The sequence below is a fragment of the Pseudomonas serboccidentalis genome, assembly GCF_028830055.1.
GTDB classification, from domain to species: Bacteria; Pseudomonadota; Gammaproteobacteria; order Pseudomonadales; family Pseudomonadaceae; genus Aquipseudomonas; species Aquipseudomonas serboccidentalis.
The window spans coordinates 2014860-2029821 of sequence record NZ_CP101655.1 but is presented as its reverse complement, the minus strand read 5'-3'; the positions used below and the strand labels follow the sequence as shown (position 1 = coordinate 2029821).

The window sequence follows — 14962 nt, the reverse complement described above, 5'->3', positions numbered from 1 at the left end:
TGGGAATTAGCCAGCTAGGCACTGAGCACCGACCGGATCATTTGCAACAACGCTTCCGGGCCGTACGGCTTGCCCAGCAAGTGCGTGTCCGGGCTCAACTGGTGGTTGCGCGAGATGATGTCGCGGGTGTGGCCGGAGGTGAACAGCACCGCCACCGGTGGCGCCTGCACCTTGGCCCAGGCTGCCAGATCAGAACTTTTGATCAGCCCCGGCATGACCACGTCGGTGAAAATCAGATCCACTTCGGTGCCTTCCAGCAGCATCTGCATCGCCACGTCGCCATTGCCGGCGGTCAGCACGCGGTAACCTTCTTCGCGCAGCAGCTCCACGGCCGAGGCGCGCACCGCGTCGTTGTCCTCGACCACCAGAATGGTTTCGTGGCCGCCGCCCTGCTGCTTGTCGAGACTCGGCGCCTCATCAAGGAGCGGACGCAGGCTGCGCGGAAAATACAACTGCACGCGCGTGCCTTCGCCCAGGGTGCTGTCGATCTCGACATGCCCGCCACTTTGTTTGACGAAGCCGAACACCATGCTCAAGCCAAGCCCGGTGCCTTGGCCGTCGGCCTTGGTGGTGAAGAACGGTTCGAACACCTGCTCGAGCATTTGCGGCGGGATGCCGGCGCCGGTATCGCTGACCGCCACACGCACGAAATCACCGGCGACAATGCCTTTGCCGGCGCAAAAGGTGCTGTCCAGCCGCGTGTTGAGGGCGCTGAGGACAATGGTGCCCTCGCCCTTCATCGCGTCCCGGGCGTTGATCGCCAGGTTGAGAATGGCGTTTTCCAGTTGATTGCGGTCGACGTTGATGTGCCACGGTTCTTGCGGCAATTGCACGTCGATCTGGATGGTTTCACCCAGCGCACGCTGCAGCAACTCACCCACGCCATCGAAGATCTGCCGTGGATCGCACACCGCCGGCGACAACGGTTGACGCCTGGCGAATGCGAGCAGTTGCGACGACAGCTTGGCCCCGCGTTCGACCGCTGCCAGCGAGGCGTTGACCCGACGTTGCACGTTGGCATTGCCCGGCTCATGCCGCGCCAGCAAATGCAGGTTGCCAGCGATCACCTGCAACAGGTTATTGAAGTCATGGGCCACGCCGCCGGTGAGTCCGCCGATGGCTTCAAGCTTCTGCGACTGGCGCAACTGCTCTTCGGCGGCCAGCCGCGCGTCCACTTCATCGGCCACGCGCTGTTCCAGGTTGCGGGTGAATTTGAGCAGGGATTCTTCGGCGCTCTTGCGTTCATGGATGTCGATCAACACGCCGGGGAAACGAAACGGCTCACCGTGTTCATCGAACTCGCACGCACCACTGGCGAGTACCCACAGATAACTGCCGTCCGCGCGCAATACGCGGTACTCGGCGTTATACGGCTCGCCTGTCTGCAACGAATGATTGACCCGATCCTGGACCCACGCCAGATCGTCCGGGTGGATCCGCGATTCGGTGAAGGACTGCGACAGGTTGCTCAGGTCCTGATCCGGTGGATACGAAAACGTCCGGGCGAAACGCTCGTCGGCCGACAACACATTGTTCTTCACGTCCCAGACAAACGAGCCGAGCAAGGCCCCGGCATTCAGCGCCAGGCGCACCCGTTCGTTGTCCGCCCGATACGCATCTTCAGCGGCCTGGCGCAAGCGTTCGGAGTGCATGAACTCGGTGGTTTCCACCACCATTGCCATCACCCCGGCCGGCACGCCGTCATCGTTGGCCACCGGGCTGTAATACAAATCCATCCAGACGTCTTCGGGCACGCCATCGCGCAACAGCACCAGTTCCTTGTTGCGGTAGGACAAGGTGCCACCCGCCAGGCAGGTGTCGACCACGTGCCGGTTGAAGTCGGCGACTTCCGGCCAGCCCAGTTCCACCGGCGCGCCCAACAGGTACGGATGGCGGCCACCGGCGAACTGCGAGTAGGCGTCGTTGTAAATCATGTAGCCGGCGCGGCCCCAGAGCATGACCATCGGCAACGGTGAGGCCAGCATCAATTGCACGGCGCTGCACAGGCTGGCAGGCCAGGTATCGAGCGGGCCGAGTTCGGTCTGGCGCCAGTCGAACGCGCAAATGCGCCCGGCCATCTCGCCTTTCCAGCCGTCACAACCGTGGCTATCGGATAAAAACTGCATCGATTGACTCGGTGTCCTGTGATGTTTGCCCGATACATCGCGACGCCAGAACGACGCGACGCCCGTCTGTTTCGAGCGTCGCCAAGCTTATTGGTTTCATTAGAGGTATAGCCGATTTCACAGCGGGCCCGGATCAGACCCCGATCAGGTGTTTGAGCGGATGGTAGCCAGTTTTCATCTTCGCGGCGACGTCGAGAATGGCCTTTTCGATACCGTTCAAATGCGTGCAGGTCAGCTCGATGGCGGCGCTCTGGTCGCCCGCTTCGATATGCTCGATCAGGCGTAGATGCTCATTGTCGCGGCAGGCTTCATGGCTGTCGTCATCCAGCGCGGCGACGTACAGCGAGGCACGGGAAATCAGTTTCTGGAACCAGTCGAGCAGCACCGGATTGTTCAGGCTGCGCGCCAGTTTGATGTGGAACTCACCGAGCAGATGAATCAGTCGCTGGTGATCGCCCGCCGCGCGGGCCTCGTTTTCCAGCAGCAGATGCTCGCGCAAGTCCTGCATGGCTGCCGTGTCCTTGCGTCGGCACAGCTCAGTGACAATACCGATCTCGATCAGTCGTCGGGTTTCGAACAGCGAGCGAATCTCTTCGTTGCCGGGCAACGACACCGACGCGCCTTTGTTGGGTTCGGTGGTGACCAGTCCCTCGGCTTCCAGTTGCTTGAGCGCGGCACGTACCGACGTGCGGCTGACATTGAACAGTTCGGCCAGCGAGGCTTCGCCCAGCTTCATCCCCGGACGCAACGAACGCTTGCTGATCGCCTGGTAAACCCCTTGGTAGACGCGGTCGACCGTGGTTTCCAGTTTCTTCTCGGTCATTCGAACACTCCTTTAGCCTCGGGCACACACGGTGTTCCAGCGTTATGCGCCATTTGTGCACATAAGTGTGGCGCAGGATATCGCCTTCGGCGTCGAGATGCAGGGTCTGGATTGCCAGTTGAATGGGATCAAGTGAACGAGAGGCCCGTGATGATGCAAATGGAGCCTGGTCGGTGCGCTCGTTGCAAGCGCCGGGGGGGCGAGCGGTTTTGGGCTATATCCAAATAAGCAAAAAAGATCGCAGCCTTCGGCAGCTCCTACATTTTGGAATGCATTGCCCTGTAGGAGCTGCCGAAGGCTGCGATCTTTTGATCTTCAGTCAGTGCCGTACTTCGGCGAGCGCGGGCCGTACAACAGGCCGGCGTGCTGACCCGCCGACAACAGTCGATTGCTCGCCACACCGGCAATCGGGTAACCGGCGTCGGTCGAACTGTTGATGACCTGCTTCACCGCGGCAGTGATCAGCATGCCGACCAGGCCGCCACCGCTGTTGTTGCCACCCTCTTCGCTCGACGCACGCGCCGAACCGGTCCACAGCGTGGTGCCGGACTTCAGGTCCACCAGTCTGGCGGTGGCGGTCACCGCGGTTTCGCTGCTGATGACCATGTACCGCGTACCGTACTCGGTCACGGTGATGTACAACGCAGCGTCGGCGCCAAAGATTTCCTTGAGTTTGTTGGCCGGTGCCTGATGGATGTCATCCGGCGTGGTCAGGCCGTTCTGGCGGAAGGTTTCGTCCACCAGGGTGATCGGCAGCACGTAGTAACCGGCCTCGGCCAATGGAAACGTCACTTGCGACAACAGGCTGTACGAAGCTTTCACGTCGGGCGAGGTGTTCAGCGGCGGCAGCACCAGAATGGTCTTCGGGCGCGCCTGTTTGTACGCCGAATAGTCGACGGTTTTCGGCGCAACGCAACCGCCGAGCACGGTCAGAGCCAGACCGACGGCCAACAGTTTCAGGGTGCGCGAGATCATTGGGCGTCTCCGGTCTTGGCGTTTTTAAGCAGAAAATCCATGTACGGGCCGGACTCGGGAAACAGCGCTTTCTCGGTGCGCAACTGCTGCACCATCTGATCGTCCTTGCCCATGCTCAGGTACAGCAGGCCCAGGTGTGCGTGGTAGCCCGGCGGCACGGCCTTGCCAGTGGAACGGATCTTCTGCAGGTCACGCTCCAGCACTTCGGCCTGGGCTTCTTTCGGCTCTTCGCCTTTGAAGTATTCGTAGACCTGCGGTTGGTAGTCTTCCCACTGGTACAGGGTTTTCGGGCTGCTGCAACCGGCCAGCAAGGCGCTGGCGGCCAGCGTCAGGGCCAGCAACGACCGCGACAAAGTCAAGTTCATGGGGTATTGCTCCTTGCAATCAATCGCGATCAGTTACCCGGTTTCCAGGCACCGGCGTTCATGCCATCAACCAGACGATTGATCGCCTCGCGCATGGCCAGATCGAGGACTTTGCCGTTGAGGGTGGAGTCGTACGCAGCGGTGCCGCCAAAGCCGATGATTTCGCGGTTGGACAAGGCGTATTCGCCGGCGCCCTGGGTCGAATAGACCACTTCGGACGTGCTGATGTTGACGATGTTCAGATTGACCTTGGCGTAGGCGACCTGGGTTTTGCCACGGCCGAGAATGCCGAACAGCTGGTGGTCGCCGGTTTCCTTGCGGCCGAATTCGGTGACGTCACCGGTGACCACGTAATCGGCGCCTTTGAGACGCTGGGTCTGGCCCTTGATCGCCGCTTCCTGCTGGATCTCGCCCATGTTGTCGCGATCCAGTACGGAGAAACGGTTGGTCTGCTGCAGGTGGGTGATCAGGATGGTCTTGGCCTGACCGCCGAGGCGATCGACGCCGTCGGAGAAGATCCCGCGCATGTAGCTGGAGCGGTTGTCGAACTTGCCCACCGCCATCGGCACGCGAGCCCCGGTCCAGACCTGAGTGGCGCTCTCGACCTTGGCCACCGGCAGTGCGCGGGAGCTTTCGGTGGCGCAGCCGGCAAGGGAGCTGGCGAGGGTGCCAAGCACGGCAATTGCAACGCCTGAGACCAACATCCGGGAGATCATTCTCACTGTGCATTCCTTCTGAAAAAACGGTGTATCCCGGCACGGCAACGCGGTGGGGAGCGGGAAAAGGGGCGGCATTATGACAAAGTGCCATCATTCGTGACAGGAATTTTTGACGCCAATGAATTGGCTGCCGCCCCCACCCTGTAGGAGCTGCCGAAGGCTGCGATCTTTTGACCTTGTTTTATAAAATCAAAGTCAAAAGATCGCAGCCTTCGGCAGCTCCTACAGGGGATTGGTGTTAATGAAAGTCGCGGCTCTGCACGCGAATGCCATCGAGCAGCGAACTCAGGTCGCTCAGCCGCCCGGCGATCAGGTGCCGGACGTCGCCTTCACGCTCCCAGCGGCCATCGACCTTGAGCAGTTGCGAGCCGACCAGCACCTGGCGCTGCCGTTCAGCCAGATCACGCCAGACCACCACGTTGACGTTGCCGAATTCATCTTCCAGGGTGACGAAGGTCACGCCGCTGGCAGTGCCCGGTCGTTGCCGGCCGGTGACCAGCCCGGCGATGCTCACCGGTCGCCCGTGCTCGACGTCCATCAGCTCCTGCGAACTGCGGCAGCGCCGGGCCTTGAGTTCGCCACGCAGCAGCGCCAATGGATGCGGCCCCAGCGTGGTGCCGAGCGTCGCGTAGTCGGCCTGCAGGTCTTCACCGACACTGGGTTTGGGCAGCAGCACATCGGGCTCTTCCTGACTCGGCAACCCGGCAAACAGGCCCAGTTGTTTCTGTACCCCGGCCACTTCCCAGCGGGCGCGATGCCGATGCCCGGCCATCCCGCGCAACGCCCCGGAATCGGCAAGCAACGCCTGGGCCCGACTGTCGAGCGCAGCCCGCTCGCCCAGGTCGGCGACATCGACAAACGCGCCCCGTGCCCGCGCCGCTTCGATGCGCCGGGCATCGTCCTCGCGAAACCCCTTGATCATCCGCAGGCCCATGCGGATCGCCGGTTGCGCACCACTGATCGGTTCCAGGCTGCAATCCCAGTCGCTGGCGCGCACGTCCACCGGACGGATCTGCAATTGATGGCGGCGCGCGTCCTGAAGGATCTGATCCGGGCTGTAGAAACCCATCGGCCAGCTGTTGATCAGCGCACAGGCGAACGCCGCCGGTTCGTGGCACTTGAGCCAGCAACTGGCGTAGGTCAGCAAGGCGAAACTGGCGGCGTGGGATTCGGGAAAGCCGTAGCTGCCGAAACCCTTGATCTGCTCGAAGATCTGCGCGGCGAATTCCGGGGTGTAGCCGTTTTTCTTCATGCCGGCGGCGAGGCGTTCCTTGTGCGGTTCCAGCCCGCCGTGGCGTTTCCATGCGGCCATGGAGCGGCGCAACTGATCGGCCTCGCCGGGGCTGTAGTCGGCGGCGACGATGGCGATCTGCATCACCTGTTCCTGAAACAGCGGCACGCCGAGGGTGCGCTCCAATACCACTTTGAGCTTTTCCGAAGGATAGGTTTCCTCTTCTTCCTTGTTCCGGCGGCGCAGGTACGGATGGACCATCCCGCCCTGGATCGGCCCCGGACGAACGATGGCGACCTCGATCACCAGATCGTAGAACTTCGCCGGTTTCAGGCGCGGCAGCATCGACATCTGCGCCCGTGATTCGATCTGGAACACACCGATGGTGTCGGCGCGGCTGATCATCTCGTAGGTCGGTTTGTCTTCGGCCGGTATCGTCGCCAGGCTCAGATCCCGATGGCGATGACGGCGCAGCAAGTCGAAGCAACGGCGGATCGCGCTGAGCATGCCGAGGGCGAGGATATCGACCTTGAGCAGCCCGACCGCGTCGAGGTCGTCCTTGTCCCACTGAATGATCGTGCGCTCGGCCATGGCAGCGTTTTCCACCGGCACCAGCGTGTCCAGCGGCTGCTCGGAAATCACGAAACCGCCAGGGTGTTGCGACAGGTGCCGGGGGAAACCGATCAGTTGCCCGGTCAGGCTCAGCACCCGACGCAGCACCGGGCTGTCGGGGTCGAACCCGCCTTCGAGCAAGCGCGCCAGCGGTGGCGTTTCATCGCTCCAGTGACCGCAGCAATCGGCCAGCGCATTGATCTGATCCGGCGGCAGGCCGAGGGCCTTGGCCACGTCGCGTACCGCACCGGCGGCGTGATAGGTGCTGACCACCGCCGTCAGCGCCGCACGCCGGCGACCATAACGGCGGAACACGTATTGCAGGACTTCTTCGCGGCGTTCGTGCTCGAAGTCGACGTCGATGTCCGGCGGCTCGTTGCGCTCTTTCGACATGAAGCGTTCGAACAGCAGCGTGGTGCGGTCCGGGTCGATCTCAGTGATGCCCAAGGCAAAACACACCGCCGAGTTGGCTGCCGAACCCCGGCCCTGACAGAGGATTTTTTGCTCGCGGGCGAAGCGCACCACGTCATGCACGGTGAGGAAGTAGCTTTCGTAGCCGAGTTCGGCGATCAGTTTCAGCTCTTTGTTGATCTGCCTCAGCACTTTGAAGGGCGCGCCTTTTTTCCAGCGCCAGGCGATGCCCTCTTTAGTCAACTGGCGCAACCACGAACTACCGGTATGCCCTTCGGGCACCAGCTCTTTCGGATACTGATAGCACAACTCACCCAGATCGAAAGTGCAGCGCCGCGCCAGTTGCACCGACGCGTCGAGCAACGCCGGCGGATACAGTTCGCGCAATACATCGAGGCTGCGCAGATGGCGCTCGCCGTTGGGGTGCAGGCGCAACCCGGCCTCGGCCACCGGGACGTGATGACGGATCGCGGTCATGGTGTCCTGCAAGGCTCGCCGGCCACGGGCGTGCATGTGCACATCACCGCTGGCCACGGCGGTAATCTGCAGTTGCTCCGCCAGATTCAGCAGCGCCGCCAACCGGCGCTGGTCGTCCTGCCCACGATGCAACTGCACTGCCAGATACAGCCGCGCACCGAAGGTCTGTTTCAGCCAGCGGCCCTCCTCCACGTCATCCACGGTGTCCGGCACCCACAGCGTGAGCAACCCTGGCAACGGCTCGCTGAAATCCTCGCGCATTACCTGATACTGGCCTTTCTGCGCACGCCGTCGAGCTTGAGTGATCAAGCCGCACAAGGCCTGATAACCCGCGAGGTTCTCCACCAGCAGCACCAGTTTCGGGCCGTTGTCGATGCGGATTTCGCTGCCGATGATCAGCGGCAGTTCAACCGATTTCGCCGCCTGCCAGGCACGGACGATCCCGGCCAGCGTGCACTCGTCGGTGATCGCCAGCGCCTGGTAAGCGTGTTTTTTCGCCCGCTGGAACAGTTCAAGGGCACTGGAGGCACCGCGCTGGAAACTGAAGTTCGACAGGCAGTGCAACTCGGCATAGCCGTCGTTCATGCAAACCAGCCCTGCAGCCACAACGGACCGCCCTCGCCCACGGCCCGATAGGCCCAGCCCTGCTGACCGGCGCGGTTCTGGATCAGGTAGTAATCGCGGCGCACATCGTCGCCGTCCCACCAGCCGGACTCGATGCGCTCCGGGCCCATGAGAATTCGCGCCGAGCCTTCCGGCACGCTTTGCGGTTCGCCGAGCAGCCAGCCCGGGCGCTGAACGCTCGGCAACCCGCTGCAGCGCTGCTTGTCGACGCCGTTCTGCCACGCACATTCCGGGCGATGGTCGGCCTGGAAGCGCAGGCCCTGCACCGCGTCATCGCCGAGCCGTGCGCGCAGGCGCTCGCGCAATTGCTCCCAGGGCAAGGTCTGTTGCGGACGCTCATCGAACAGCTCCTGAAACTGCGGCACGAAACTCGGCAGATCTTCGGCGCGCAGGCGCAAACCACGCACCGGCGCCTCGACCTGCACCTGTTCCAGTCGCCCCCGGGCCAGTTCGAAGAGCATCGCCGGATCGCGCTCGGCGCTGAGCAGGCCGACCTTGATCACGCTGTCCGGCAGCCCGGCGTGCTCCAGGTGCAGGTCGAAACGCTGCACGCCACTGTCGCGTCCGCAGAGGAACGCCGACAGATCACCGGTCAACCGGCGTAACGGGAACAGCAAGGCCTGATGGGATTGCACGTCGAAATTCAGCTCGATGCGCACATCGAAGCGATCCGGCGGCAGATAGAACGCCAAGGCCAGTGGGCGTGCGCCGAACAGGGTATCGAGGTGTTTGAGCATCGACGCTTCGAAACGCCGGGCCAGGGCCTGACGCGGCAGACTCTGCACCTGGCTCAGATTGCGCAGGCCCATGCGCGCCAGCGCCGTAGCGACTGGCGGCTCCAGCCCGACGCGGTCGACGGGCAACTGCCCGAGGTGATGTTGCAAGGCCTCACCGTCGGGCACCACCAGACCGTCGTAGGCGTTGGCCAGCACGCGCGCCGCCACCGGATTCGGTGCGGCGACGATGCGATGCCGGAACCCCAGTTCGGTCAGTTCCTTGCGCAGCCGCGCTTCGAACTGCGCCCAGGAGCCGAACAGGCCCAGGCTGGATTCAATCTCGAACACCACGGTACGCGGGTAATGCACGCTGACCTGCGCGCTGAACCGATAGGCCCACGCCGCAAGAAACTGCTGCCAGTGCTCGACCTCGGCGAGGTCGTAGTCGGCGGTGGCAAAACCTTTGCTCAAAGCCTGCGCGGCAGTCATCGACTGGCCAGCGCGCAGGCCGAGCTGACGCGCCGGGGCATTCACCGCTTGCAGCACCCGGCGCTGGGCCGGGCCGCTGAGCAGCACCAACGGTTCATCGGGATCGGGACGCTGACGCAGCACCGCGTCGAGCGCCAATTGCGGGAATAGAATACAGACCCAGCGCATGACGACCTCAGTGCCCCACGGCAAACGCAATCGGCGCCGTGCGCGCCAGTCCACCCCGGCATTTGAGCACGCGCAACTGGGCAGGTTTGGCGTCGATGGCAATGCGCAGCGCCGCCGGCGACGGGTTGACCGCCTCGCTCAGCGGGCGCCAGGCAAAGGCCAGGGTCTGGCCGGTTTCCGCCGCCACTTGCAGGCGCCGCAACGCGCGGTCATCGGCCTTGTGCGGCCAGCACAGCACCGCGCCGCAACTGCCCGAGCGCAGGCATTGTTCCGCCGCCCACAAGGCCTCGCGTTCGCTGGCCTGGATCACCGACAACTGACGCAGATCGATCCCGGCGTTCTCCCACGCCTGCGGGTACGGCACGAACGGTGGCGCCACCAGCACGATGCGCTCGCCCGCCGCCGACAACCGCGCCAGGGTCGGCCAGACCAGTTGCAGTTCGCCAACCCCGGGGCCGGCCAGAAGGATTTCGCTCAGCGCCGCTTCCGGCCAGCCGCCGCTGGGCAATGCCGCATCGAGCGCGGCATGCCCCGTGGGTTGCGGGCTGGCAGCCGGGGGCGCAGGCCGGCCCTTCCAGACCTGGCCGCCATTGAACAGCGTATCGAGTGCAACGACGGCGCCCATCAGCCTTGCCTCACCAGACCGCAGAACACCCCTTCGATGGCCAGGTCCTGATCGTCGCGCACGACAATCGGCTGGTACGCCGGGTTGCGCGGCAGCAGGCGCACCGTCGCGCCGACACGCTCGAAGCGTTTGATCGTCACTTCACCGTCGAGCCGCGCCACCACGATCTGCCCGTTGAACGCCTCGGGATTGCGCTTCACCCCCACCAGATCACCGTCGAGAATGCCGTCCTCGATCATCGAGTCGCCCTGCACCCGCAGCATATAGTCGGGCGGGCGGGAGAACAGCGCCGGGTCGAGCATCAAGCGGCTATGGATGTCGGCATCGGCGCCGATCGGCGCACCGGCGGCGACCCGGCCGAGCACGGGAATATCGAGCAGCTCCGGTCGCGCCGGTTGCCCAAGCAGACGAATGCCCCTGGCCTGATGCGGATTGACCTCGATAAACCCGGCTTCGGTGAGCGCCAGCACATGCTTGCGCGCCACGCTGCGCGAGGCAAAACCAAAAGCCTCGCTGATTTCAGCGAGGCTTGGGGGCTGACCGTGTTCGGCGATGCGTTCGCGGATAAAGGTCAGGATGGCGGTACGGCGGGGAGTGAGATTGGTCATGGAGTACATTTGTACTCCTGTGGAATTTTACTGACAAGCACCGCCAGTCGGCCCGAGCCTTCGGCAGCGCCTACAGGGGAATGCGTGGGTGCGGCTGTAGTTGTTACAGGATGTTTACAAAATTTTTACTATTGTTCTTCTACAGTTACGCGCGTTATCGCGCGTGTTTTCTATCGAGTAGAGGAATGTCTGCAATGGCTTTGGGCAAAGGACTGCGTTTATCGTCCATCACTTCAACCCGTCTGGTGCTGCTGTTTTCCCTGGCACTGGTGGCGCTGTACAACCTGGCGACCTGGAAGGCACTGGGTACGCTGATCACCCTGCAAGGCGCGCACAAACTGGCGTTTTTTGCCTCGTTCGGGTTGTTTCTGTGGGCCGCCATTACGCTGTTGCTGACCCTGGTGTCGTTTCGCTGGACCCTGAAACCGGCGCTGACCGTGGTCGCCCTGCTCTCGGCCTGCGCCGCGTATTTCATGAATGAATACGGGATCACCATCGACACGGTGATGATCCAGAACGTGTTCGAAACCAACCCGGGCGAAGCCGCCGCGCTGTTCAACGGCAAACTGCTGGCCTACGTGCTGCTGCTCGGCGTGCTGCCGGCGGTGCTGATCTGGCGTTGGCCGGTGAGTTATCGGCCGTTCTTTCGCGGCCTGCTCAACAAGGTGCTGGTGATCGCCGCCTGCGTGCTGGTGATCGGTGCCTCGGTGGGCGCGTTCTATTCGACCTACGCGCCGATCTTCCGTGAAGAAGACAAGCTCACCCACTTCATCAACCCGACCAACTACATCTACGCCATCAGCAAGTACACCAAGCAACGCCTGGGCATCAAAAAGCACTTCGTGGTGCAGGCCATCGGTGAAGACGCGGTGATGAGCGCGAAGGCCGCCAGCCGCGAGAAGAAGTCGCTGATGGTCTTTGTGGTTGGCGAAACCGCCCGCGCCGATCACTTCTCGCTGAATGGCTATGCACGCGAGACCAATCCCGAACTGAGCAAGCTGGACATCCTCAACTTCACTCGGGTGCATTCCTGCGGCACGTCCACGGCGGTGTCGGTGCCGTGCATGTTCTCGATGTTCCCGCGAGAGGACTACAGCGACAAGAAAGGCAAAACCTACGAAGGCCTGCTCGACATCCTGCAACGCGCCGGCGTGCAGGTGCTGTGGCTGGACAACAACAGCGACTGCAAGGGCACCTGCCTGCGCGTGCCGCACCGCGACATCGCGAAGAACCAGCCGGGGCCGTTCTGCGACGGCAGCAACTGCCTCGATGAAGCGCTGCTGGCCGACCTGCAGAACTACATCGACAGCCTCAAGGGCCACGCAATCATTGTCCTGCACGCCGACGGCAGCCATGGCCCGGAATACTACGAGCGCTACCCGAAAACCATGGAGCGTTTCACCCCGATCTGCCACACCAACCAGTTGGGCAGTTGCAGCCGCGATGAGCTGGTGAACGTGTACGACAACACGATCCTCTACACCGACCACTTCCTCGCCAAGGTGATCGAGTTGCTCAAGCGCAATCAGGACACCCTCGATACTTCGATGGTGTATGTCTCCGACCACGGCGAATCACTGGGCGAAAACGGCCTGTACCTGCACGCGGCGCCGTATGCGCTGGCGCCCGAGGCGCAGACCCATGTGCCGATGATGATGTGGTTTGGAGACTCCACGCTGACCCATGAAGGGATCGATCGGGGTTGTCTGCAAGGCAAGGCCGACCAGGCAGATCTGAGCCATGACAACCTGTTCCACTCGGTGCTGGGGTTGTTCGAGGTGAAGACCTCGCTGTATCAGCCGGGGCTGGATATTTTTCAGGGTTGCCGGCCTTCCATGACGGCCGCGCAATAACCCGGACAGCACAAATCTCCTTGTAGGAGTGAGCCCTGCTCGCGATAGCGGAGTGTCAGACACCTGATTTGCACCTGACATACCGCTATCGCGAGCCGGCTCACGCCTACACAGGAACTGTGCGCTAGTGGCGTTTGAGGATCTGGTCCATGACCCAGTCGGTCTTGAGGGCTTGTTCGGCGACTGCGGGATGATTTGACTCAGCACGAATATGCGCATTCATGCCCAGCACGTGATGCCACTGAATATGCTCGTGATGCGGGATGTCCAGGCTGATCTGTTCATCGGCGAACAGCTGCACCGGATGCTCGTCAAACACCGAAAAGCCGATCCGCCCCTGGCTGCCGATGATCTCGACCCGGTCCTCGCGGCGATCCGCGACAAAGCTCCAGCAGCCCATGCCCAGCGCCCCGGAGGCGAACCGCCAACTGGCGCTGACGGCATCTTCGGCGGCATACAGACCGGCCTGTCGCGCGGTGAATCCGGCAACTTCGACGATATCGCCAAGCAGGTACTGAAACAGGTCAAAACCATGGCTGGCGAGGTCGGCGAAGTAACCACCGCCGGCCACGCTCGGGTCGGTTCGCCAGTTGGCGCTGCCGTCCAGATCCGCCGCTGACGGTGCCTTGGTCAACGTCCAGCTCAGGTGTCGCACTTCACCGATGCGGCCCTGCGCCAGCCAGTGCCGCACTTGCGCAAAACGCGGCAACGAACGGCGGTAATAGGAGACGAACAGGTGCAGACCGGCATCGGCAAACGCCTGCTGCATCTCGCGGCTTTGCCCGGCGTTGAGCGCCATCGGTTTCTCGACGCAGCAATGCTTGCCAGCGGCGGCGACTTTCAGGCTGTAGGCGTGGTGACTGTCGGGCGGCGTGGCGATGTACACCGCGTCGACTTCGGGGTCGTTGATCAACGCATCGACATCGGTATAAACCCGGGCGATGCCATGGCGCGCCGCATAATCGCTGACGGCTTCGAGGCGCCGCCCCATCACCGCCACCAGCGCCGAACCCGGCGCCTTGTAGAAGGCCGGCCCACTCTTGCGCTCAGCGACGCTGCCGCAACCGATCATGCCCCAACGCACCACGTCCATGGTCATCCCCTCCGTTTGCTTGAAAAGCCTCAGCCAATACGCAGAGCGCGCAGGTCGAGGTGGCCGTCTTTCAGCGGCGGGCACCAGTAATAGCCGCCGGTGATCGGCCGGCTGATGCGGTACAGACCGTCAGTGATGCCGTCTTCCAGACCGCTCATACGGCGCAGTTGTGCCTCGAAGGCATCCAGCGAAAAACCGAACGCGAGGAACATCAGGCCGGCGCGATCGCCTTCGATCCACGGCATCGAACGGCGCACGACGAAGGCTTCAGGGGCGAAGCTTTCCTGGGCGGTACGTTTGACGTGGGCGGAAACTGGCGCGTCGTCGATCTCTTCGTTGTCGCTCAGGCGACGGCCCATGATGCTGTCCTTGTCTTCGGCGGACAGCTGATGGAAGCCCTTGAGGTCGTGCTGCCACTGCTGAATCGCGGCGAAGCTGCCGCCGACCAGCCCTTCGGCGCCCTCGCCCAGCAACGCGGCTGCGATGGCGGCTTCGTCGTGCGGGTTTTCAGTGCCGTCTTCGTAACCGGTCAGGTCGTGGCCGTCCTTGTGGCGGAAGGCTTCCTGGGCCTGCACCAGACGCAGGGCCGGGGCCAGTGCGGCTTCGAAGGCTGCGCAGCGGTTGAGCAGTTCGCCGCGGTCGACACCGTGCAGCCAGACCCACAGCGCGTGCTGGGTCGACGGGTTTTCCACGCCGACGCCGGTCATGGCCGGGAAGCTGCGCAGGCCGTCGATCTGCACGTTCAGGGCCTTGGCCAGGGATTCACCGAAACCGACCACCGCCGACTTGCCGTCCACCAGGTTCAGCAGGTTGTCGATCGCCTGCGGCAATGCTTCTACCGATTCAAGGGCGAAAAACAGGTGACGTGCTTGCGCAGGAACTGGGGTGGCGAGAATGCCCGGCTGGTAGTAACTCATGTGAACTCCTTGGGAAAGTGCGCGGGAGTTTACCTGTAGCCGGAGGATTTGTGGGGGCTCTGAAAGTCAAAAGATCGCAGCCTTCGGCAGCTCCTACAGGGATCGGTGCAGGAGCTGCCGCAGGCTGCGA

The 14962-nt window shown here is 62.9% G+C and carries 12 protein-coding genes; 1 reads left to right on the top strand and 11 read right to left on the bottom strand.

What is annotated here, in order from left to right:
* Positions 1-14: 14 nt before the first annotated feature.
* From NN484_RS09415 to lexA, 9 genes are all read right to left on the bottom strand, one after another.
* Positions 15-2126 carry a hybrid sensor histidine kinase/response regulator gene (locus tag NN484_RS09415; protein WP_215499829.1) on the bottom strand — a complete coding sequence of 704 codons (2112 nt, stop codon included), beginning with the start codon at positions 2124-2126 and terminating at the stop codon, positions 15-17.
* 133 nt (positions 2127-2259) lie between these two features.
* Positions 2260-2949, bottom strand: coding sequence for a GntR family transcriptional regulator (locus NN484_RS09410; RefSeq protein ID WP_127652486.1), 690 nt, complete (start codon positions 2947-2949; stop codon positions 2260-2262).
* 315 nt (positions 2950-3264) lie between these two features.
* The gene (locus tag NN484_RS09405; RefSeq protein WP_215499827.1) at positions 3265-3924 is read right to left on the bottom strand and encodes a DUF799 domain-containing protein; all 660 of its coding nucleotides are present in this window, start codon (positions 3922-3924) and stop codon (positions 3265-3267) included.
* The gene (locus NN484_RS09400; protein ID WP_127652488.1) at positions 3921-4289 is read right to left on the bottom strand and encodes a DUF4810 domain-containing protein; all 369 of its coding nucleotides are present in this window, start codon (positions 4287-4289) and stop codon (positions 3921-3923) included. Before NN484_RS09400 ends, NN484_RS09405 begins: the two co-directional genes overlap by 4 nt.
* A gap of 29 nt (positions 4290-4318) precedes the next feature.
* Positions 4319-5005: a CsgG/HfaB family protein gene (locus NN484_RS09395; RefSeq protein WP_162276313.1), complete on the bottom strand. Its 687-nt coding sequence runs from the start codon at positions 5003-5005 to the stop codon at positions 4319-4321.
* A gap of 241 nt (positions 5006-5246) precedes the next feature.
* Positions 5247-8345 (bottom strand): error-prone DNA polymerase, encoded by a 3099-nt coding sequence (locus NN484_RS09390; RefSeq protein ID WP_274658963.1) that lies wholly within the window; start codon positions 8343-8345, stop codon positions 5247-5249.
* Complete coding sequence (locus NN484_RS09385; protein ID WP_127652490.1) at positions 8321-9736, bottom strand: Y-family DNA polymerase; 1416 nt, start codon at positions 9734-9736, stop codon at positions 8321-8323. The genes NN484_RS09390 and NN484_RS09385 overlap by 25 nt, the downstream gene beginning before the upstream one ends.
* 7 nt (positions 9737-9743) lie before the next feature.
* On the bottom strand, positions 9744-10361 hold the full coding sequence (gene imuA / locus NN484_RS09380) for a translesion DNA synthesis-associated protein ImuA (RefSeq protein WP_215499823.1): 618 nt from the start codon (positions 10359-10361) through the stop codon (positions 9744-9746).
* Positions 10361-10978, bottom strand: coding sequence for a transcriptional repressor LexA (lexA, locus tag NN484_RS09375; protein WP_274658962.1), 618 nt, complete (start codon positions 10976-10978; stop codon positions 10361-10363). Before lexA ends, imuA begins: the two co-directional genes overlap by 1 nt.
* 185 nt (positions 10979-11163) lie before the next feature.
* Between lexA and NN484_RS09370 the strand changes: the two genes are divergently transcribed.
* The gene (locus NN484_RS09370) at positions 11164-12822 is read left to right on the top strand and encodes a phosphoethanolamine transferase (RefSeq protein WP_274658961.1); all 1659 of its coding nucleotides are present in this window, start codon (positions 11164-11166) and stop codon (positions 12820-12822) included.
* Positions 12823-12946: 124 nt separating this feature from the next.
* On the opposite strand, the gene NN484_RS09365 is transcribed toward NN484_RS09370, so the two are convergent.
* Together NN484_RS09365 and NN484_RS09360 are read right to left on the bottom strand one after the other, a co-directional pair.
* Positions 12947-13915: a Gfo/Idh/MocA family protein gene (locus NN484_RS09365; RefSeq protein ID WP_274658960.1), complete on the bottom strand. Its 969-nt coding sequence runs from the start codon at positions 13913-13915 to the stop codon at positions 12947-12949.
* Between the two features lie 29 nt (positions 13916-13944).
* The gene (locus tag NN484_RS09360; protein WP_215499815.1) at positions 13945-14832 is read right to left on the bottom strand and encodes a Dyp-type peroxidase; all 888 of its coding nucleotides are present in this window, start codon (positions 14830-14832) and stop codon (positions 13945-13947) included.
* Positions 14833-14962: the final 130 nt, after the last annotated feature.

Excerpts from the sequence above, each read along its gene's own strand:
- NN484_RS09415 (WP_215499829.1), bottom strand. The coding sequence starts at position 2,126 with ATGCAGTTTTTATCCGATAGCCACGGTTGTGACGGCTGGAAAGGCGAG.
- NN484_RS09410 (WP_127652486.1), bottom strand. The coding sequence starts at position 2,949 with ATGACCGAGAAGAAACTGGAAACCACGGTCGACCGCGTCTACCAAGGG.
- NN484_RS09405 (WP_215499827.1), bottom strand. The coding sequence starts at position 3,924 with ATGATCTCGCGCACCCTGAAACTGTTGGCCGTCGGTCTGGCTCTGACC.
- NN484_RS09400 (WP_127652488.1), bottom strand. The coding sequence starts at position 4,289 with ATGAACTTGACTTTGTCGCGGTCGTTGCTGGCCCTGACGCTGGCCGCC.
- NN484_RS09395 (WP_162276313.1), bottom strand. The coding sequence starts at position 5,005 with ATGATCTCCCGGATGTTGGTCTCAGGCGTTGCAATTGCCGTGCTTGGC.
- NN484_RS09385 (WP_127652490.1), bottom strand. The coding sequence starts at position 9,736 with ATGCGCTGGGTCTGTATTCTATTCCCGCAATTGGCGCTCGACGCGGTG.
- imuA (WP_215499823.1), bottom strand. The coding sequence starts at position 10,361 with ATGGGCGCCGTCGTTGCACTCGATACGCTGTTCAATGGCGGCCAGGTC.
- lexA (WP_274658962.1), bottom strand. The coding sequence starts at position 10,978 with ATGTACTCCATGACCAATCTCACTCCCCGCCGTACCGCCATCCTGACC.
- NN484_RS09370 (WP_274658961.1), top strand. The coding sequence starts at position 11,164 with ATGGCTTTGGGCAAAGGACTGCGTTTATCGTCCATCACTTCAACCCGT.
- NN484_RS09365 (WP_274658960.1), bottom strand. The coding sequence starts at position 13,915 with ATGGACGTGGTGCGTTGGGGCATGATCGGTTGCGGCAGCGTCGCTGAG.
- NN484_RS09360 (WP_215499815.1), bottom strand. The coding sequence starts at position 14,832 with ATGAGTTACTACCAGCCGGGCATTCTCGCCACCCCAGTTCCTGCGCAA.